General features: G+C 50.8%; 17 protein-coding genes and 2 pseudogenes. 15 read left to right on the top strand and 4 right to left on the bottom strand.

All coding sequences use genetic code 11. From position 1 onward, the window contains the following. Nucleotides 1-234: 234 nt before the first annotated feature. Nucleotides 235-480 (top strand): annotated as a pseudogene (locus ACTHSL_RS04155) (IS481 family transposase); the annotation flags it as partial. A 247-nt stretch (nucleotides 481-727) separates the two neighbouring features. Here the strand turns inward: ACTHSL_RS04155 and ACTHSL_RS04150 are convergent. After that, the gene (locus ACTHSL_RS04150; protein ID WP_440380446.1) at nucleotides 728-1243 is read right to left on the bottom strand and encodes a c-type cytochrome; all 516 of its coding nucleotides are present in this window, start codon (nucleotides 1241-1243) and stop codon (nucleotides 728-730) included. Nucleotides 1244-1497: 254 nt separating this feature from the next. Here ACTHSL_RS04150 and ACTHSL_RS04145 point away from each other — a divergent pair. Further along, nucleotides 1498-1655 (top strand): annotated as a pseudogene (locus ACTHSL_RS04145) (IS5/IS1182 family transposase); the annotation flags it as partial. Nucleotides 1656-1758: 103 nt separating this feature from the next. Here the strand turns inward: ACTHSL_RS04145 and ACTHSL_RS04140 are convergent. Continuing rightward, the gene (locus ACTHSL_RS04140; protein ID WP_440380445.1) at nucleotides 1759-3228 is read right to left on the bottom strand and encodes a DUF3360 family protein; all 1470 of its coding nucleotides are present in this window, start codon (nucleotides 3226-3228) and stop codon (nucleotides 1759-1761) included. Between the two features lie 248 nt (nucleotides 3229-3476). After that, complete coding sequence (gene wrbA / locus ACTHSL_RS04135) at nucleotides 3477-4085, bottom strand: NAD(P)H:quinone oxidoreductase (protein WP_440380444.1); 609 nt, start codon at nucleotides 4083-4085, stop codon at nucleotides 3477-3479. Between the two features lie 116 nt (nucleotides 4086-4201). Between wrbA and ACTHSL_RS04130 the strand changes: the two genes are divergently transcribed. The 13 genes from ACTHSL_RS04130 (at nucleotide 4202) to ACTHSL_RS04070 (ending at nucleotide 18896) form a co-directional block, all read left to right on the top strand. Beyond that, entirely contained in the window at nucleotides 4202-5428 is a 1227-nt protein-coding gene (locus tag ACTHSL_RS04130; protein ID WP_440380443.1) for a YihY family inner membrane protein, read from the top strand. A gap of 153 nt (nucleotides 5429-5581) precedes the next feature. Next, entirely contained in the window at nucleotides 5582-6076 is a 495-nt protein-coding gene (locus ACTHSL_RS04125; RefSeq protein ID WP_049251341.1) for a MarR family transcriptional regulator, read from the top strand. Nucleotides 6077-6197: 121 nt separating this feature from the next. Then, entirely contained in the window at nucleotides 6198-7070 is an 873-nt protein-coding gene (gene galU, locus ACTHSL_RS04120) for a UTP--glucose-1-phosphate uridylyltransferase GalU (protein WP_440380442.1), read from the top strand. Between the two features lie 154 nt (nucleotides 7071-7224). After that, entirely contained in the window at nucleotides 7225-9072 is a 1848-nt protein-coding gene (gene msbA / locus ACTHSL_RS04115; protein ID WP_440380441.1) for a lipid A export permease/ATP-binding protein MsbA, read from the top strand. A 104-nt stretch (nucleotides 9073-9176) separates the two neighbouring features. Then, complete coding sequence (gene glyS, locus ACTHSL_RS04110; RefSeq protein WP_440380440.1) at nucleotides 9177-11240, top strand: glycine--tRNA ligase subunit beta; 2064 nt, start codon at nucleotides 9177-9179, stop codon at nucleotides 11238-11240. 70 nt (nucleotides 11241-11310) lie between these two features. Next, nucleotides 11311-12324, top strand: coding sequence for a glycosyltransferase family 2 protein (locus ACTHSL_RS04105; protein ID WP_440380439.1), 1014 nt, complete (start codon nucleotides 11311-11313; stop codon nucleotides 12322-12324). Between the two features lie 8 nt (nucleotides 12325-12332). Then, nucleotides 12333-13175 carry a glycosyltransferase family 25 protein gene (locus ACTHSL_RS04100; RefSeq protein ID WP_440380451.1) on the top strand — a complete coding sequence of 281 codons (843 nt, stop codon included), beginning with the start codon at nucleotides 12333-12335 and terminating at the stop codon, nucleotides 13173-13175. A 15-nt stretch (nucleotides 13176-13190) separates the two neighbouring features. Beyond that, complete coding sequence (locus ACTHSL_RS04095; protein WP_440380438.1) at nucleotides 13191-14114, top strand: glycosyltransferase family 8 protein; 924 nt, start codon at nucleotides 13191-13193, stop codon at nucleotides 14112-14114. Nucleotides 14115-14116: 2 nt separating this feature from the next. After that, a complete protein-coding gene (locus ACTHSL_RS04090) occupies nucleotides 14117-14944 on the top strand; it encodes a glycosyltransferase family 25 protein (RefSeq protein ID WP_440380450.1) in 828 nt (275 codons plus the stop codon). Nucleotides 14945-15053: 109 nt separating this feature from the next. Then, on the top strand, nucleotides 15054-16118 hold the full coding sequence (gene rfbB / locus ACTHSL_RS04085; protein ID WP_440380437.1) for a dTDP-glucose 4,6-dehydratase: 1065 nt from the start codon (nucleotides 15054-15056) through the stop codon (nucleotides 16116-16118). Nucleotides 16119-16187: 69 nt separating this feature from the next. Beyond that, nucleotides 16188-17054, top strand: a complete 867-nt coding sequence (gene rfbA / locus ACTHSL_RS04080; RefSeq protein WP_440380436.1) for a glucose-1-phosphate thymidylyltransferase RfbA — start codon at nucleotides 16188-16190, stop codon at nucleotides 17052-17054. Nucleotides 17055-17108: 54 nt separating this feature from the next. Continuing rightward, nucleotides 17109-17651 carry a dTDP-4-dehydrorhamnose 3,5-epimerase gene (gene rfbC, locus ACTHSL_RS04075; protein WP_440380435.1) on the top strand — a complete coding sequence of 181 codons (543 nt, stop codon included), beginning with the start codon at nucleotides 17109-17111 and terminating at the stop codon, nucleotides 17649-17651. A gap of 195 nt (nucleotides 17652-17846) precedes the next feature. Beyond that, entirely contained in the window at nucleotides 17847-18896 is a 1050-nt protein-coding gene (locus ACTHSL_RS04070; RefSeq protein WP_440380434.1) for a glycosyltransferase family 4 protein, read from the top strand. A 56-nt stretch (nucleotides 18897-18952) separates the two neighbouring features. Here ACTHSL_RS04070 and ACTHSL_RS04065 read toward each other — a convergent pair whose 3' ends face one another. After that, the gene (locus ACTHSL_RS04065) at nucleotides 18953-20308 is read right to left on the bottom strand and encodes a putative phage abortive infection protein (RefSeq protein WP_440380433.1); all 1356 of its coding nucleotides are present in this window, start codon (nucleotides 20306-20308) and stop codon (nucleotides 18953-18955) included. Between the last annotated feature and the right edge of the window lie 109 nt (nucleotides 20309-20417).

The following is a 20417-nucleotide window of genomic DNA, read 5'->3' as shown; positions in this document are numbered from 1 at the left end:
AAACGGTTCGGGTTAAGGGTAAATCTGATTGCAGGACTGATTAATGCGATGGGATGAATATTTTCGCAAGAGGTCTATTGCTCTGCTAATTTATCTTTGTAATTTATTTTGAGTAGTTCGTTTTCTGTTTGTTTTTGGCTATGGTTGCAGTGGATTTGCATCAGTAATTGTATTAGGCGGTTAGTATAGGAACCAGCAGTATTGTTTACAGTATTTCCAAGAGAATATTGAAACATGAACATGCGCAAAAACACCCGCTTCACTCCATATCATCGCCAAGCCATGTAGTCAGCCTGCGCACAAGAGAAGGAAAGCGTCCTCTTCCCGGCCCGCCTTTACCAAATCAGCCGAGTCGCCGTCTACTGTGCGCTTAAAGCCGCAAGAGGTAGGCTGCTCAACCCTCAAACCGGCATCAACAACCGCTTCAAACAGGCAAAGTACGGAATGAAATGCCTGGTCAAGGTAGAATGTGGCATAAGGAACTGTGTCGCTTGGTTACTTTCTATAATACGGTGAAGCCGCACTACAGTTTGAATGGTGATACGTCGTTTGAGATCTTGCAGGCTTCATTCTCAACCTGTGGTGTAAACAACGCGATGATTTCCTACAAAGTATCACAAGCATATTTTGCTGAGCAGGAATTAGATAAGTTACTTTCTTTATTTTCGAGAGTTTTACCATAAAAAACGCACCTTATTGCAAGGTGCGTTTTCATTATTTATACGATTTAGAATTTGGCACCGGACTCGTTAGCCATAAAGTCAACTGCCGCTTTAACTTCGTCGTCGCTTAAACCTTCGTTACCGCCTTTGGCAGGCATGCCTTTGAAGCCTTCAATTGCATGTTTGTGCAGAGTTTCTTGACCTTGTTTGATACGTGGCCCCCACTCGTCTTTTTTACCTACGCCCGGGGCGCCTGGAATGTTGCCGCTATGACATGCTTTACAGCTGGCTTCGTAAACAGCTTTGCCGTCTACTTTGGCAGCAGGAGCTTCAGCTTTTTCTACTGGTTTGGTTTCAGGAGCAACGGCTTCTTTAACTTCAGATGCAGCTTTCTCTGCAGTATCTGCTACTTTGCTTGCAGCTTCCTGAACGGAAGATGCAGCGGCATCAACGGCGGAAGCCGTATTGTTTTTAACATCGGATGCAATGGCTTGGGCTGCTTCTTTAGTTTCTTGCTTAGCTTCTTGGGAGCAGGCTGCCAAAGCGGCCATCATCATTACGGCAATCAGTAATTTGTTCATGTTCTATCCTTCTTAAATTTATGGTTAAGGTGCTGTTTTATAAAACAACTAGGAAATTTTATCATATATCGTATCAATTGCTACACTGCTGCAATGACAAATATTGGTATAGGTCATACTTTGTACCGAAAAAAACAGAAAATATTGATGCTGCGCAAATTTTGCTATGAAGCCATTTGCTTTTCAGGGTTGTTCGTTCTGCTGCCGAAACTGCGGATTTTGAGACTGTTCCTGGAGTGATTTAAAACGCACACTATAGTGGATTAAATTTAAATCAGGACAAGGCGGCGAGCCGCAGACAGTACAAATAGTACGTCAAGGCAAGCCAACGCTGTACTGGTTTAAATTTAATTCACTATATCTGTCAAATTCAAAAATTTGCCTTAAAAGTCGGCTTTTTTATTTTTACCGACAGCTACATGATTATCCCCAAACATTATCAAACCTACTTAAAAGGCCGTCTGAAAAGCCGATTACATGGTTTTCAGACGGCCTTTTTTATTTTTAGCCTGCTGCTACATTTTTTGGAAATGAGGCAGGAAGGCGGGAATGCCCGGGAACATACCGACCGCGCCCATGGCCAGGCAGAGGATGACGAAGCCGACGGTTGGGACGACGACGCGGCCGACAAAACCCAACTCCGCGCTGCGCGCTTTACAGCCGATGAGGCCGAGGTTGTCGAGCAGCATGGTCAGCGACCAGCCGAAAACGGGATTGACCAGTGCGGATGAGAAAACGACGATGGCGGCAGATTGGGTGGTTTTGCCTTTGCGCGTCATTTCCATACCTGCTTCAAGCAGCGGGACGTATACGCCGACAATCAGTGCCACGCTCAATACGGGTTTCCATATCGCCAAGTCCATCGGATAACCCCAGATGCTGGCGATGATGCAGAAGACGGCGGTGAGGATCGCGCCTGCGGGAATCGGGCGTTTGGCCACGGAGGCGGGGATGATGTAGGTGCCCCATGATGAGGTGAAGTTCGCGCCGCCCAAGAGTGAACCTGCGGCCTGGCGTGCGGCACAGCTGACCATGGTGTCGTCGATGTTCATGTGCGCGCGTTCGGCTTTTTCGGGGTAGCTCAGTTTTTGGAAAACCTGATGGCCGAGGAAGTCGGGCGACCACATGGCTACGGCCAGTACGGCGAAGGGGAAGACGACCAGGAAGCTGTCGAGGGTCGGCCAGCCGAGCATCCAGCCGGTGTTTTCGCCCCACCAGTAGTTCGGAGAGAGCGGCGGCAGGCCGGGGGCGGTTTTGAAGGCGAAGGGTGCGCCGAGGATGTAGGCGGTTACGCCTGCCAGCAGGCAGCCCAAAGGTACGGCCAGCCAACGTTTTTGCCAGTGTTCCAGCAGGGCGTAGAGGATGATGGTGCCGAGGATGATGATGAAGGCGATATGCGACATGTTGAAACTGCCCGCCCATTCGAAGAGTTGTTTCACCTGTCCGGTGGTGCCGATGAAGCCGAGGTAGAGCAGCAGGCCGCCGCAGACGCCGTTGCCCGTCAGTTTGGCCATCAGGCTGCCGCCTTTGGATATACCGAGTATGAAGCCGAATACGGCAATCAGGATGCCGAAGGCCAGCGGGTGGCCGCCGGCGGCGACCACGATGGGGATGAGCGGGATGAGCGGGCCGTGCGTGCCGGGCAGGTTGGCTGTGGGCAGGAAGAAGCCCGATAGCAGTAGGATGAAGAACGAGGCAATCAGCAGTTCGTAGCGCACGTTTTCAAGGACGAAGCCGTCGGGCAGGCCCAAGGGGATGGCAAAGGCCGCCGCTACCGCGCCCACCATCACGACTTTGCCTATGGTACCGGCCATCGCGGGGATGAGGTCTTCCCATTCGAAGCGGTAGTCGCGCAGGGGGAGGTTGATTTTCCAGCGTTTGGGATTCAGGATTTCCAGTTCGTGTTCGAGGTAGGCGTCGCGGTTGTCGAACGACGAGGCAGGGCGGTGCAGTTCCGCATAGCTTTTTTCGTTTGTGTTGCTCATGGAGTTTCTCCGTCGTAGTCATATATATTTTGTTTGAACGGCTTTCAGACGGCCGTTGGCAGGAAGTATAGTAAGTTTGTGTAAACGGGTGTAATCCGAAATTTTGATGGAGGCCATCAGAAAAACGGAAGGAAGCGCACCGGTTGTTTTTCAGCCGTGCTTTCAGACGGCCTCTGCGACAGGATGCGAAAGGCCGTCTGAAAACCTTGCGGACGGTTTTTCAGACGGCCTGTTTGTTGAGGGCGGGGTTACGGGTGGTTGAGTTGCAGTGCCAGCCGGGCCAGCCGTTGGCCTTGCGCGAAGGCCAGCGTTTCTTCTTCGGCGGTCAGGGCGGGGTTGCCGCCGTGTCCGGCGACATGGCTTGCGCCGTAGGGCGTGCCGCCGCTGCGGGTTTCGTTGAGGGCGGCTTCGGAGAACGGGATGCCTGAGATAATCATGCCGTGGTGCAGCAGCGGCAGCATCATGCTCAGTAGGGTGGATTCCTGCCCGCTGTGAAGGCCGGCGCCGCTGGCGAAGACGGTGGCGGGTTTGCCGATTAAGTGGCCGGAAAGCCAGTGCGGGATGGTGCCGTCGAGGAAGTATTTGACGGCCGCCGCCATGTTGCCGAAGCGGACGGGGCTGCCCAAGGCCAGTCCGGCGCAGTTTTTCAGTTCTTCGGGCGTGCAGTAGGGTGCACCGTCGTCGGGGATGTCGTTTTCCACCGCTTCGCAGACGGCGGAGACTTTCGGTACGGTGCGGACGACGGCTTCGCAACCGGCAACGCTGTCGATGCCGCGTGCGATGTGGCGGGCGAGGTTTTGCGTGCCGCCGTTTTGCGAATAGTACAAAACCAGCAGGGGGAGGGGAGTTGGGTTCATGGTGGCTTTCCGTTAGAATGATTGAAGAAATGTTTGGATAATGTCGGAAAATTCGTTTTTAGACGGCCTCTGCGTGCTTCGGAGGCCGTCTGAAAACAGGCGGACGAAGGCAGAATATGCTGAAACAACCATCATGGCAAGCCGTGCGCGAGTCGCGCCTGTTCGGGTTTGCCCGCTTTCTTTACCAACGGTTTAACGAGGTGGACGTGCCGCAGGTGTCGGCCAGTCTGACATTCACTACGCTATTGGCCCTGGTTCCGGTGCTTACTATTGCCATCGTTATTTTGTCGGCCTTTCCGGTGTTCGACGATATGTCGTCGTCGGTCATTGAGCTGATAGACGGTTATCTGGTGCCGAAGGGTGCGGATGCGGTGCACGGTTATTTGGCGACTTTTCAAAACAACGCCGGCAATCTGACCGCCATCGGTATCGTGTTCCTCGGCGTTACCGCCGTGATGCTGATCCGTACGATAGACCAAACCTTCAACCGCATTTGGCGTGCGCAGGACCGCCGTCCGCTGTGGACGCAGTTTTTGGTGTACTGGATGCTGCTGACTTTTGCTCCGTTGGCCATTGGTGCGGGCTTGTCGGTGTGGGAACTGCTGCTGCGGCATCAGGTATGGGAGAATCAAGATACGCTGCTTTCAGAGGTCATCAAAACGGTCGGTGGGCTGGTGATGAACGCCGCCGCGCTGTGGCTGCTGTACCGCGTGGTGCCCAACCGCTATGTGCCCGCCCGTCACGCGCTGATCGGTGCCGCACTGACCGCCGTGCTGCTCGATTTGGCTCAGCGCGGGTTTGGCTGGTATGTCGGCACGTTCAACAGCTATACATTGATTTACGGCGCGTTTGCCGCCATCCCCGTATTCCTCATCTGGCTGAACCTGCTGTGGATGCTGCTGCTCACCGGCGCGGTGCTGACCGCTTCGCTTTCCTATTGGCAGGACGACGCATTCCGCCGCTCGTTCGGCGCGCACGGCCGTTTCGACGACGTATTGAAAATCCTGCTGATGCTCTATCGGGCGCAAAACGACGGCCTGACCCTGCGCGTTAAGGATTTCCGCAGCCGCATCAATATGGGCTACGACGAATTGGGCGACCTTTTGGAAAAATTGGCGCGGCACGGCTATGTTTACCAAGGGCAGCACGGCTGGGTGCTGAAAACCAATGCCGAGCATATCGGGTTGGACGAACTGTTCAAACTCTTCGTCTACCGTCCCGCCCGTACCGCGCAGGATGCCGTGGGCGAGGCCGTTTCGCGCATCCTGACACCGGGTTTGGAAAGCATGAATATGTCTTTGGCAGAGTTTGAACGCCAAACGCGGAAAGAGGGGGCGGAATAGGCTGGCCGTCTGAAAAATACAACCGTTTGACCGATTGATATAACCGATTATCCGACAATCAGCCATGCTGCAAGTTACTCAGTTTACTATACGGATTCCTACTAATTGCAGGCTGCGTCTGCAATGAAATCAACCGGAAAGAATGGAAGCAGCATGAACTTTTCACGTACCGAAGTAACCGAACAATTAACCTCGTTGGCGGAAAAACTGCCGGAATATCCCTTGCAGGAAGCGCTGACGGCACGCCTTGTACGGCTGACCGCCGAATCGATGAGCGAAAACCTCAACCAATGCCTGAAAGGCACGGGCATCAACGAAAATATGTGGTTGTCGCTGTTGGCGGTATACCTCAGCCCCGATCAGGAAATCATGCCTTCCCGCCTCAGCGACATTCTGAACCTGACCCGCACCAGTGCCACCCGCCTGTCGGACGAAATGGTGGCCAACAAATGGGTAACCCGCCGCATCAACGAATACGACCGCCGTCAAATCGTGCTGAGCCTGACCAAGGAAGGCGAAAAGCTCATCAAGCAGATACAGCCGATGTTGAACGAAAAACGCAGCGGCCTGTGGGCGGGTTTCAGCGAAAAAGACCACCGCGAGCTGCAACGGCTTCTGGGCAAGCTGTTGGATAAACTGAATAAATAGCCGATCAATCATAGAGGCCGTCTGAAAGCAGGTTTTCAGACGGCCTTTGTCGGTTGAAAGCCTGCCCTGTCGGAAGGTAGAATCGGCGGCTTCAAGAAATCCGTCTGAAAAAGGAAATGTGATGAAACCGATTAAAAAAGCCGTTTTCCCCGTTGCAGGCATGGGTACGCGCTTCCTGCCCGCCACCAAAGCCAGTCCTAAAGAAATGCTGCCTATCGTTGATAAACCGTTAATTCAATATGCGGTGGAAGAAGCGGTAAAAGCGGGCTGCACCGAAATGGTGTTCATTACCGGTCGTAACAAACGCAGCATCGAAGACCATTTCGACAAAGCCTACGAGTTGGAAACCGAACTGGAAATGCGCCATAAAGACAAGTTGCTGGAACACGTCCGCGACATCCTGCCTTCCAATATTACCTGCCTTTATATCCGCCAGGCCGAAGCATTGGGCTTGGGACACGCCGTATTGTGCGCCCGTGCGGCTGTGGGCGACGAACCGTTCGCCGTCATCCTTGCCGACGATTTGATTGATGCGCCCAAAGGTGCGCTGAAACAGATGGTCGAAGTTTACAATCAAAGCGGCAACAGCGTACTGGGGGTGGAAACCGTCGATCCGTCGCAAACCGGCTCTTACGGCATTGTCGAAGTGGAAAAACTGAAAAACTTCCAGCGGATTACCAATATCGTTGAAAAACCGAAGCCCGAAGAAGCACCCTCCAACCTGGCCGTTGTCGGCCGCTACATCCTGACTCCGCGCATCTTCGACCTTCTGACCAATTTGCCGCGCGGCGCAGGCAACGAAATCCAACTGACCGACGGCATTGCCCGCCTGCTTGACCACGAGTTCGTCCTCGCCCATGCTTTTGAAGGCAAACGCTACGACTGCGGCAGCAAACTGGGCTATCTTGAAGCCACCGTCGCCTACGGTTTGAAACACCCCGAAACCGGCGAGCAATTCCGCGAACTGCTGCGGCAGTATGCCGCCGGGGTTTGACCGGCAGGCGCGAAGCGTGCCGCACCAAGGCGGAAGAGGGCGGCTTGTGGCATAATCCGCCTTGCCGCCGAATCCGGGCGCGCCGATTTTCAGACGGCCTTCGGAGGCCGTCTGAAAAAATAAAACCGAGGCAACACATCCCAATCGGAAACCCATGACAGAACAAACAAACTTCAGCCTGTTCAATAAAAAAGACACCCGCAATTTTATGCGGCTGCTGAAATACCTCGCACCCTACAAAATCCGCATTGTCTGGGCTTTGCTGGCCATTATGGTGGTGGCGGCTACGGAAAGCTACCTTGCCGCCTTTATCGCCCCTTTGGTCAATCAGGGTTTTGCCGCGCCGCAGGCCGCACCGGCGTCCGGCGAGGCGGCGCATTGGTACGGCGCACTGATTGCCTTCAAAGACAAAATGAACTACCTGATTTGGGGGACGGAGCAGAAAATCTGGGCTGTGCCCTTGTTCCTGCTGGTGTTGGTAGCCTTGCGCGGCATCGGCCGCTTTTCCAGCAGCTATCTGCTTTCCTGGGTCGGCATAGAGGCGATTAAACACTTGCGGCAGGACATGTTCGACAAAATGCTGCACTTGTCGTCCGAAAAACAGCAGGCCGAATCTTCGGGCAACATTTCCAGCCGTTTTTTGGTTCAGGCCAATATCGCCATTTCCAATGCTTCCGATGTTTTCATCACCGTTACCCGGGACAGCCTGATTGTGGCCGGTTTGGTGTGCGTCCTGCTGTATCTCAACTGGCAGTTAAGCTTGGTAGTGGTTGTTATGTTCCCGTTGCTGCTGGGATTGTCGCGCTACTACCGAAACCGGCTGAAAGAACCGCAAATCGGCGCACAAACCAGCATGGCGGAGCTGACTACCGTCATTAACGAACTGCATCAGGGCCACCGCATCGTCAAATTGTTCGGCGGTTATCAAAACGCTCTTGACCGCTTCACGGCGGTAAACCAAAAAATTACCCGCATCAACAAAAAAATCGCGCAGGCTTCCTCCGCCCGTTCGCCCATCAGCGAGTTTATTGCTTCAGCCGCATTAGCCGTCGTCATCTTCATCGCCTTGTGGCAGAGCCGCAGCGGTGCGACCACCATCGGCGAGTTCATGGCCTTTATCATTGCCATGCTGCAAATGGTCAGCCCGATTAAAAACTTGTCTAACATCGGGATTCCCATGCAGGCCATGTTTATCGCTGCTGACAACGTATATGCCTTCCTCGATACGGAAAACGAGGCCGACAACGGTACGCAAACCATCGAGACCGCAAAAGGCAGCATCCGTTTCGAGCACATTGATGTGCGTTATCCCGGGCAGGAAAACAAAGCCTTGGACGATTTCACGCTCCATATCCGGCCGGGGGAAAAAGTCGCCATGGTCGGCCGTTCCGGCAGCGGAAAAACCACGGCCATCAACCTATTGCCGCGCTTCATTACGCCCGAATCCGGCCGCATCTCGCTTGACGGCATCGACATCGGCGATTTGACCTTAGAAAGCCTGCGCAAACAGTTTGCCTTGGTATCCCAAGATGTATTTCTATTTGACGATACCCTGTATAATAACGTGCTTTACGGTTGTCCCGATGCCGATGCCGATTCGGTGGAGCGCGCGCTGAAAGCCGCCAACTTGTGGGATTTTGTCCGGCAAAACCCGCAAGGGTGGGACATGGAAATCGGCGCGAACGGCCACAAACTTTCAGGCGGCCAACGGCAGCGTGTTTCCATTGCACGCGCCATCCTGAAAGATGCACCCATCCTGCTGCTCGACGAAGCCACCAGCGCGCTGGATAATGAATCCGAACGGCTGGTTCAGCAAGCATTGGAACGCCTGATGCACGGCCGGACCAGCATCATCGTCGCCCACCGCCTGACCACCATCGAGCAGGCTGACCGCATTATCGTGATGAGCGACGGCCGCATCATTGAAGAAGGAACGCATAAAGAATTATTGGAAAAACAAGGTTACTATGCCGAGTTGAGCAAGCATCCGGAAACGGCGTAACGAATGCCGCATAATCATTCCCGCTCCGCTTTCAGACGGCCTGCCCCTAAATCTTGAATGAGACAAACCGATTGGTACAAAACAAAAAATCGAAAGAAACCCGCATGACAACCCAAACCCTTTTAATCGAACTTCTCACCGAAGAACTTCCCCCAAAAGCCCTGAATAATTTAGGCAACCACTTCGCCGCTTCTGTTGCCGAAGGCTTGGAAAAAGCGCAACTGATTGACGGCGCAGCCGAATACACCGCCTACGCCTCGCCGCGCCGTTTGGCCGTTCAAGTTAAAAACGTCAAAGCCGTTCAAGCCGACCAGAAAATCGTGAAAAAAGGCCCTGCCGTAGCGAATACCATGAAAGACGGTGCGCCGACCAAGGCTTTGGAAGGTTTTGCGCGCGGTGCGGGGGCAAAAATCGAAGACTTGACCATCGTCCACGATGGCAAACAGGACGTGTACGCCTACGAATACATCCAAACCGGCAAACCGTTGGGCGAACTTTTGGAAGACATCATCAATCAAGCCGTTAAGAAACTGCCGATTCCGAAAGTGATGCGTTGGGGCAGCAGCACGTTTACCTTCGTGCGCCCCGTTCACGGGCTAGTTGTACTGCACGGCGGCGACATCGTGGACGTCAGCGTCTTGGGCCTGCAAAGCGGCAATCAAACCTTGGGACACCGCTTCCTGTCCAGCGGTGAAATCACCATTGAAAACGCCGACAGCTACGCCGCACAAATGCGCGAGCAAGGCAAAGTCGTCGCTTCGTTTGCCGAGCGCAAAGCCACGATTCAGACGGCCTTGAACGAGCAGGCAGGCTACCTGAAAGCCACCGTAGCCGCCGATGAGGCCCTGTTGGACGAAGTGACCGCACTGGTCGAATACCCCGTTGTTTTGGAAGCCGGTTTTGAAGAACATTTCCTCGCCGTGCCGCAAGAATGCCTGATTCTGACCATGCAGCAAAACCAAAAATACTTCCCGCTGCTCGACCAAAACGGCAAGCTGATGAACCGCTTCCTGCTGGTCTCCAACCTGAAAACCGAAGACCCGTCGCACATCATCCAAGGCAACGAACGCGTTTTGCGCGCGCGCCTGTCTGATGCCGAGTTCTTCTACAAGCAAGACCAGAAAGCGACTTTGGAAAGCCGCCTGCCCAAGCTGGCAAACGTGGTGTACCACAACAAAATCGGCTCGCAAGCCGAACGCATCGAACGCCTGCAAAGCATCGCCGCCCACATCGCCAAGACTTTGGGTGCGGATGCTGCCGCAGCCGAACGCGCCGCGCGTCTAGCAAAAGCCGACTTGGTGACCGAAATGGTCGGCGAGTTCCCCGAACTGCAAGGCACGATGGGCAAATACTATGCCCGCTTGGACGGCGAAACCGAAGAAATCGCCGAAGCCGTCGAGCAGCACTACCAGCCGCGTTTTGCCGGCGACAACCTGCCGAACGGCAAAGTCGCCACTGCCGTTGCGCTGGCCGACAAACTGGAAACCTTGGTCGGCATTTGGGGCATCGGTCTGATTCCGACCGGCGACAAAGACCCCTACGCCCTGCGCCGCGCCACCTTGGGTATTTTGCGGATGCTGATGCAGTATGGTTTGGACGTGAACGAGCTGATTCAGACGACTTTCGACAGCTTCCCCAAAGGTTTGCTCAACGAGAAAACGCCGTCTGAAACCGCCGACTTCATGCAGGCGCGCCTTGCTGTGTTACTGCAAAACGACTATTCGCAAGACATTGTTGCCGCCGTACTTGCCAAACAGCCGCGCCGTTTGGACGATTTGACCGCCAAACTGCAAGCCGTCGCCGCATTCAAACAACTGCCCGAAGCCGCCGCGCTCGCCGCCGCCAACAAACGCGTGCAAAACCTGCTGAAAAAAGCCGATGCCGCACTGGGCGAAGTCAATGAAAGCCTGCTGCAACAAGACGAAGAAAAAGCCCTGTACGCCGCCGCGCAAGGCTTGCAGCCAAAAATTGCCGCCGCCGTTGCAGAAGGCAATTTCCAGACCGCCTTGTCCGAACTGGCTTCCGTCAAACCGCAAGTCGATGCCTTCTTCGACGGCGTGATGGTGATGGCGGAAGACCCCGCCGTAAAACAAAACCGCCTGAACCTGCTGAACCGCTTGGCAGAGCAGATGAACGCGGTAGCGGATATTGCGCTCTTGGGCGAATAACTTATTTAAAAAACGATGCCGTCTGAACAGGTTTCAGACGGCATGGACTTTTATATTAAGGGAAAAGCTGATGAAGCCTTTGGTTTCTGTTTTGATTTGTGCGTACAACGTAGAACCTTATCTTCAGGAAACACTGAACGCATTGCTTGGGCAGACTTATCAAAATCTGGAAATTGTTTTGGTCAATGACGGTTCTACAGATGGAACCCTTGGCATAGCTGAATCTTTCGCTCGGAAGGACAGTCGGTTTAAGGTTCTTTCACATTCAAAAAATATAGGGATTGTCGGTTCGTTAAACATTGGCTTGAACGAAGTTAAGGGAAAATATATTGCGCGGACTGATTCAGATGATATTGCTTCTCCGGATTGGATTGAAAAAATTGTAGATAGGCTGGAGGCGGATTCTGATTTGATGGCAATGGGTTCTTATTTGCAGATATTATCGAAAGCAGGAAACAACAGCACGCTTTCCGATTATTGGCAGCATGGCGATATTTGGAAGAATCCCCTCACTCATGAAGAAATTATGTCTTTTTTTCCGTTTGGAAACTGCATCCACAACAATACGATGATTATGCGCCGTACGGTCATCGACAGCGGTTTGAGGTTTGATCCCGACTATATTCATGCCGAGGATTACAAGTTTTGGTATGAAGTCAGTAAGTTGGGCAAACTGGCGAATTATCCCGAACCATTGGTCAAATATCGCTTCCATCAAAATCAAGTTTCTTCCAAACACAACCTGCAACAGCGTAAAACAGCACAGAAGATCAAAAAAGAAATTAGGGACTGGTATTTGAAAGTGGCAGGCATCAGAACTGGACTTGAGCATCTTGATTACAGTCATATGAAATCAGCGGCACATGAGTTGTATGAAAAAGTTTTGCCCGAACAAGATATTGAGCATCTCCGTCTGTTTCTTTACGAATATTTTTTATCATTGGAAAAGTATTCGTTGGCCAATTGCTTGGATTTTGTTGCAGACCGTGTGATGAGGAAGCTGTTCACGGTACAGCAATATAGAAAAATTCTGAAGAAAATGTTACGCCCTTGGAAATACCATGGCGATTTTGAGCTCAAATAGAGAAGATGATGGAAAACCGGGTAATCAGCCTTTCTTCTGCCCAAGCGCGCAGAAAACACATTGCCGACACCTTCGGCGCACGGGGTATTCCGTTCCGTTTTTTTGATGCACTGATGCCGTCTGAAGAGCTGAATCGGGCGATGGAGGAGTTGGTGCCGGGATTGGCTAAACAGCACTTATTGAGCGAAGTGGAAAAAGCTTGTTTCATGAGCCATGTCGTATTGTGGAAACAGGCGTTGGATGAAGGCTTGCCATATGTTGCCGTATTCGAGGACGATGTCCTGCTCGGTGAGAATGCGGAAAAGTTCCTCGCCGAAGATGCTTGGCTGGAAGAGCGTTTCGCCGTCGGCACACCTTTTATTGTCCGTTTGGAGACGATGTTTATGCCGATCAAGACTGAAACAGGTGGGATAAAGGTATGTCAGGAACGCGTATTCGATCTGTTGTGCAGCGAACATTGGGGTACGGCGGGCTATATCGTTTCGTGCGAGGCGATGCAGTTTTTCTTGGAAAGGTTTGCTTGCCTGCCGACTGAAAAGATTAGGCCTATTGATTGGATGATGTTCAGCAGTTCCTTCGATAAAGAAGGAATGCCTGTTTATCAGCTCAATCCTGCTTTATGCGCACAAGAGTTGCATTATGCCAAGTTTTATGAACAAAACAGCGTATTGGGCAGTTTATTGGAAACAGATCGTATAAGATTTCAGTCGCAACGCGAAGAGTGGGATAAGGTAACGCAAACCAAGGTACAGCGGACTTTGAAAGAACATTTGATTCGTGTTTTAAGTAAAATCGGGTGCATAGGGTCGAGACGAAAGTATAGACAGATTGGCATCATTCCTCTGCGGTAGTTTTACAGGACAGTTATGAACATCGTATTTGCAGCAGACAACAATTATGCCGCCTATCTGTGTGTGGCGGCGAAAAGTGTAGAAACAGTCCATCCCGATACGGCAATCCGGTTTTATGTCCTCGATACGGGCATCAGCGAGGCGAACAGGGCGGCAGTTGCCGCCAATCTGCGGGAAAACAGTAGTATCCGTTTCATTACCGTCAATTCCGACGATTTTTCTACTTTTCCTTTGAATATAAAACATATTTCGATTACGACTTATGCGCGTTTGAAGCTGGGGGAGTGTATCTCCGATTGCGATAAAGTTCTGTATTTGGATATAGATGTACTGGTCAAAGACAGCTTGAAGCCATTATGGGAAACCGATTTGGGCGACAACTGGGTCGGAGCGTGCATAGATTTGTTTCTTGATGACCCCCATAAAGGCTACAAGCAGAAAATCGGTATGGAGGCGCAGGAATATTATTTCAATGCGGGCGTGCTGCTGATCAATCTGAAAAAATGGCGGCAGAACGATATTTTTAAAATGTCCTGCGCGTGGGTGGAACGATACAAGGACATTATGGAATATCAGGATCAGGATATTCTGAACGGATTGTTTAAAGGGCAGGTCTGCTATGTGAACAGCCGTTTCAACTTTATGCCGGCTATTTATTATTTTATGGCGGAAGGCGCAGCCTCTGAAAATCATGATCCGTTTTATCGGGATAGGATAAATGCGGTCATGCCTGTCTCAATTTGCCATTATTGCGGACCGGAAAAACAATGGCTCGGGCATTGCCGCTTTTTAGGTGCAGAGCAGTTCGGTAAATTGGCAGCCAGTTTGAAAACCGTTCCTGAAGAATGGGAATTCAAGTTTTCCGCGCCGACTATAAAGCAGAAATTCAAAAGGTGGCGCAGAAGACTGTCTGCCAAATTTTTACATGGGATTTATTGACGATGGAAAACCGGGTAATCAGCCTTTCTTCTGCCCAAACGCGCAGAAAACACATTGCCGACATCTTCGGCGCACGAGGTATTCCGTTCCGTTTTTTTGATGCACTGATGCCGTCTGAAGAGCTGAATCGGGCGATGGAGGAGTTGGTGCCGGGATTGGCTAAACAGCACTTATTAAGCGAAGTGGAAAAAGCTTGTTTCATGAGCCATGTCGTATTGTGGAAACAGGCGTTGGATGAAGGTTTGCCATATGTTGCCGTATTCGAGGACGATGTCCTGCTCGGTGAGAATGCGGAAAAGTTCCTCGCTGAAGATGCTTGGCTGGAAGAGCGTTTCGCCGTCGGCACACCTTTTATTGTCCGTTTGGAGACGATATTCTCCCGGGTTATCATTAGCCCGAGCCGGATTCCTGATTACCAAAACCGTACTTTTGCCATGATGGAAAGCGAACATATGGGCATGGCGGGCTATATCATTTCGTGCGAAGCAATGCGGTTTTTCTTGACACAGTTTGCTATTTTGAAAACTGGAAGACTTGAAGCTGTCGATCATATGTTGTTCAAATATAACCTGTTTGGTGAAAGGAATGTACCGGCCTACCAAATCGTTCCTGCGTTGTGCGCTCAAGAATTGCATTACACGACCTTCCGTAGTCAAGACAGTAGGCTTGGAAGCAGCTTGGAATCTGACAGGAAAGTGGCAAGGAGGCAGGAGCGGGCTTTAATCGAACGGTTCAAGCGGATTTTTACCAAGCTTGATAGGATGAAAAGGCGGAAGGAGGAACGGAAACGGAATAAATGCTATGGCAGACAGATTGTTCCGTTTGAATGATTTTTTGCAACAAATGCCGTCTGAATAGGTTTCAGACGGCATTTGTTATTGGAATACAGCCCCTCATTTTTATTTTAATTAACCATGTAATCATTCTAAAGGGCTTTTGATGAAAATCCTCGTTACCGGCGGTGCGGGCTTTATCGGCTCGGCAGTGGTCCGTCACATCATCCAAAATACCCAAAATTCTGCTGTCAATCTCGACAAATTAACTTACGCGGGCAATCTCGAATCGCTGACCGACGTAGCCGACAACCCGCGTTACGCCTTTGAGCAAGTGGACATTTGCGATCGTGCCGAACTTGACCGCGTGTTTGCCCAACACCGGCCAGATGCCGTCATGCACTTGGCGGCGGAAAGTCATGTTGACCGCTCTATCGATTCAGCAGGCGAATTCATCCAAACCAACATCGTCGGCACGTTCAACCTGCTTGAAGCCGCACGTGCCTACTGGCAACGGATGCCGTCTGAAAAACGCGAAGCTTTCCGTTTCCACCATATTTCCACCGATGAAGTTTATGGCGATTTGCACGGCACGGACGATTTGTTTACCGAAACCACGCCCTACGCGCCGTCCAGCCCCTACTCTGCCTCTAAAGCGTCCAGCGACCACCTCGTCCGCGCATGGTTGCGTACTTACGGTTTGCCGACCATTGTAACCAACTGCTCCAACAACTACGGCCCTTACCATTTCCCGGAAAAACTCATTCCATTGATGATTCTGAACGCGCTCGACGGCAAACCGCTACCCGTGTACGGCGACGGGATGCAAATCCGCGACTGGCTGTTTGTCGAAGACCACGCCCGCGCGCTGTATCAGGTTGTTACCGAAGGCGTTGTCGGCGAAACCTACAATATCGGCGGGCACAATGAAAAAGCCAATATTGAAGTGGTCAAAACCATCTGTGCACTGCTGGAAGAACTCGTTCCCGAAAAACCGGCCGGTGTGGCGCGCTACGAAGATTTGATTACCTTCGTGCAAGACCGCCCCGGTCATGACGTGCGCTATGCCATCGATGCCGCCAAAATCGGCAGGGAACTGGGCTGGAAACCGCAGGAAACATTCGAATCCGGTATCCGCAAAACGGTGCAATGGTATTTGGACAACAAAACTTGGTGGCAAAATGTACTGAACGGCAGCTACCGCCTGGAACGATTGGGCACTGGTAAATAAGTTTTCAGACGACCTTTTCAATCAGAAAGGTCGTCTGAAAATCAAAATACATCATTTCAGGAGAAACCCATGAAAGGCATCATCCTTGCCGGCGGCAGCGGCACACGCCTCTACCCCATCACGCGCGGCGTATCCAAACAGCTCCTGCCCGTGTACGACAAACCCATGATTTACTACCCCTTGTCCGTATTGATGCTGGCAGGAATACGCGAAATCTTGGTGATTACCACGCCCGAAGACAATCCCTCTTTCAGACGACTGCTCGGTGACGGCAGCGATTTCGGCATCTCCATCAGCTATGCCGAACAACCCAGCCCCGACGGCTTGGCGCAAGCATTCATCATCGGCGAAGAGTTTATCGGCAACGACAATGTCTGCTTGGTCTTAGGCGACAATATTTTCTACGGCCAGTCGTTTACCCAAACTCTGAAACAAGCCGCCTCTAAAAAACACGGCGCCACCGTGTTCGGCTACCAAGTCAAAGACCCCGAACGTTTCGGCGTCGTCGAATTTGATGAAAACTTCAATGCCTTATCCATCGAAGAAAAACCGAAACAACCCAAATCCGACTGGGCGGTAACGGGCTTATATTTCTACGACAACCGCGTGATAGAGTTCGCCAAACAAGTTAGGCCGTCTGAACGTGGTGAATTGGAAATCACCAGTCTGAATCAAATGTATCTTGACGACGGTTCATTGTCTGTTCAGTTGTTGGGACGCGGCTTTGCATGGTTGGACACCGGCACGCACGAAAGCCTGCACGAAGCCGCCTCATTCGTCCAAACCGTGCAGAACATCCAAGACCTGCAAGTCGCCTGTCTCGAAGAAATTGCCTGGCGCAACGGCTGGTTTTCAGACGGCCGCTTGGAAGAACTGGCCCGCCCGATGGCAAAAAACCAATACGGCCAATATTTGCTGCGCTTGTTGAAAAAATAATGTTTGAGGCCGTCTGAAACTTTTCAGACGGCCTATTAGATGAAAGATAAAACAATGAACATCATTGATACCGCTATTCCCGAAGTCAAACTTTTAGAACCGCAAGTCTTCGGCGACGCGCGCGGCTTCTTTATGGAAACCTTCCGCGACGAATGGTTTAAGGCCAACGTCTGCGACCGCACCTTCGTACAGGAAAACCATTCCAAATCAGGCAAAGGCGTATTGCGCGGCCTGCATTACCAAACCGAAAACACGCAAGGCAAACTCGTCCGCGTTGTTGTCGGCGAAGTATTTGACGTTGCCGTCGATATGCGCAAAGGTTCTCCGACTTTCGGCAAATGGGCGGGCGAAATCCTGTCGGCTGAAAACAAACGCCAGCTTTGGGTACCTGAAGGCTTCGCACACGGCTTTTATGTTTTGAGCGATGAAGCCGAATTTGTTTACAAATGCACGGATTATTACAACCCGAAAGCCGAACATTCGCTGATTTGGAACGATTCGTCAGTCGGCATAAACTGGCCGCTGCAAGGAGAACCGAATTTGTCGCCCAAAGACTTGGCAGGCAGGTCGCTAAATCAGGTGGTGTTGTTCGATTGAGTGATTGAGGCCGTCTGAAACGTTTTCAGACGGCCTCTTCAAATGTTTTCGGGTAAAATCCGAATAATTTTGATAAGGGGCTCTGAAGATTTAACACGCCGGAGTGTGCATAAGGCGCATGTCCATGCGTTGCCCTGAATAAACCCCCAAACCTGCCGCCCCGAAGGGCGGGGTTCAACCATTAAGGAAATCTTGATGAAAAACACCGCAATCAGCATCAACGTTTTCCGCAGCGGCGGCGGCATGGAAAGCTATACTTTCGACTTGGTCAAGCAAATGACGGCACAAGGGCGTGCAGTGAAAGTATATGCGGCGAAATTTGACGACACACTGCCGATTTACCGGCACATCGAACCCGTTTTAATCGACCAAAAAAAAATCCCGAAAAAATTGCGGCCGTTTTTTTTCGCCCGCCAGCTCGACAGCATCCGCCGCAAAGACGAATACCTGATTGCCTGCAATCCCGCCGACCATGCCGACGTATACATTTGCGGCGGCAACCATCTGGGCTACCTGCGCGCGATGGGGCAGAAGCCCAACCTCATCGACCGCCTGACCATCCGCCGCAACCGCAGCAACTACGCCACGGCCAAATCCATCATGGCGCATTCGGAAATGATGCGGCGCGAATTGGTGGAACTGTATCAAGTGCCGTCTGAAAAAATCCGCACCGTCTATCCGCCGGCCGACACAGACCGCTTTTCCCCTCATCCGGACGGCATCGCCGCCACACGCCGGCAATACGGCTGGCGCGACGATGAAACCGTTTTCCTGTTTCCGTCTACCGGCCACAAACGCAAAGGCCTGGATTTGCTGGCAGAATTTTTCGAACGTACCGAGCTGCCCGTCAGGCTGGCCGTGGCCGGTTCGCCCCTGCCGCGCCCGATGAAGAATGTGCAGGAACTCGGCTTTTGCAACAATATGCCCGATTTATACCGCGCCGCCGATTACACCATCATGGCCTCGCTGTACGAACCCTTCGGCCTGGTGGGCGTCGAATCGGTGTTGTGCGGCACGCGCGTCGTACTGGCCGACAACATGGCCTGTTGCGAAGTGATGAAACCCGAAGCGGGCTTTTTCTTCAATCGCGCAAACCCGCAGACTTTGGCCGATGCCGTCGCCCGCGCAGTTGCCCTGAAAGCAGGCGGTGCGCACCGCATTGCCTCCCCCTTGCAGGCTTTGAACTATGACCCGACGTTGGCGCACCATCTTGCGCAGTTGGATAAAATGCTACAGGCCGTCTGAAACGGTGTTTTCAGACGGCCTTTTCGAAGTGAAAATCATGAGACGAAATAAATCGTTTAGTTATCTTCAATTTGCGGAAATTCTAACCATGCTTTTTTGTTTTCTTCTATTCGTTTTAACTCAGCATTAATTTCGTTAATTTTTTCTTCATAATATTTTTTTTCATTTTTCAGTTTCTCAAGATACTCTTGTTTCCATGCGTTGAAATTATCGTCTGGTTGGCGGAAGTAATTTTGCCCTTCAGGTAAAATAAGCAGTTCTTTTCTTTCAGAAATATCTAACCTTTCATATTCTTCGCACAGCATGGGTTCTAATCTAATAATTTTTCTTTTGATATTTTTTAATTCAGATTGTTTGTCGTGTAAGAATTTTGTATTTTCTGTTAGCCAATCATCGAAATAATATTGAAATATAGATTTTGACTTATCAAATATTTTATTGTTCCCGAAAGCAGGAGCTATATCTGCATGGCTGGTTAAAAGAAGAAAGTGTATAGCGTCGTCGCCATTAAAACGATAGAACCTGTTTATTTTGTTGATGTCTGTAAAGAATAATTGTAATTGCTCCAGTAGAGCGTATCGGTTTAATAAACCTTGAAAATTGTAAAGAGTTTTTAATTCATCATATTGTGAAAATTTATCAATCGTCAGGCAATTTAAAGCCAGTAATTTTAGAATGTGATTTGGAATGAAAGAACGGAGTATGTCGCTATACATCCTTTCTTGAGGAGTAATATATTCTTGGTTTAGTTTTTTCTTGGATATTTTGTTATCTGAGACAAAATCTTTGATAGTAATTTTCGAATCTTCGCTATTGTTTGATTTGCTATTTTTTGACAAGCTGATTGATATAAACTTTAAAATTTGGAATAAAAGATTGAAATAGCTTTTGAGCTCGTAATGTTGGTTAATGGATTTTATTGCATGGCTATTGCTTAGTTCTTCTGGTGGTTTGCGTGTGGTAATTTGATCAATTTTCTTATTGTAAATATCATGTAATTTTTCAAGTATTGATTCTGCTTCAATCTTTTCAACAGCCTTATTGTGCTGTTCCAGCAAAGAAAAAAATGTCGATTCAAACTGTTGCAGATTAAAAATCTCTGATTGGCGGCTTTGTTGTTCTACCTGTTGGCGTTGCTGTTCTGCTGTCTGTTTCAACTCTTCGCGCGTTGCTTGCATTTCCTGCGCTTGCTGATGAATGGTATAGAGCAGGCCGATAAGGGCTAGGAAGCTGATGATGGGGTTCAGCGTGCCGCCCAGATAGTCGCCGAATGTCCCCCATGTGGCGGAATCGTTGGTTACGGATAAGTTCTTGAAATAAGAGATATACAATCCCAAGACGATAAGAAATGCAGCGACGGCGGCTATGCCTAATATCCATAATAAGCGATTGGGTTTATTCCCTTTGTCCATGTTTTTCCTTTTATTTATACCCATAAAGGTCGTCTGAAAAATTTTCAGACGACATTATTTTATAAATTCGAGTCAGCAATTCTATGCCGTTGTTTCCGCATATGGGGAG

The organism is Neisseria sp. P0008.S010 (assembly GCF_051962715.1).
Taxonomy (GTDB): Bacteria; Pseudomonadota; Gammaproteobacteria; order Burkholderiales; family Neisseriaceae; genus Neisseria; species Neisseria elongata.
This window is presented reverse-complemented; position numbering and strand designations above follow the sequence as displayed.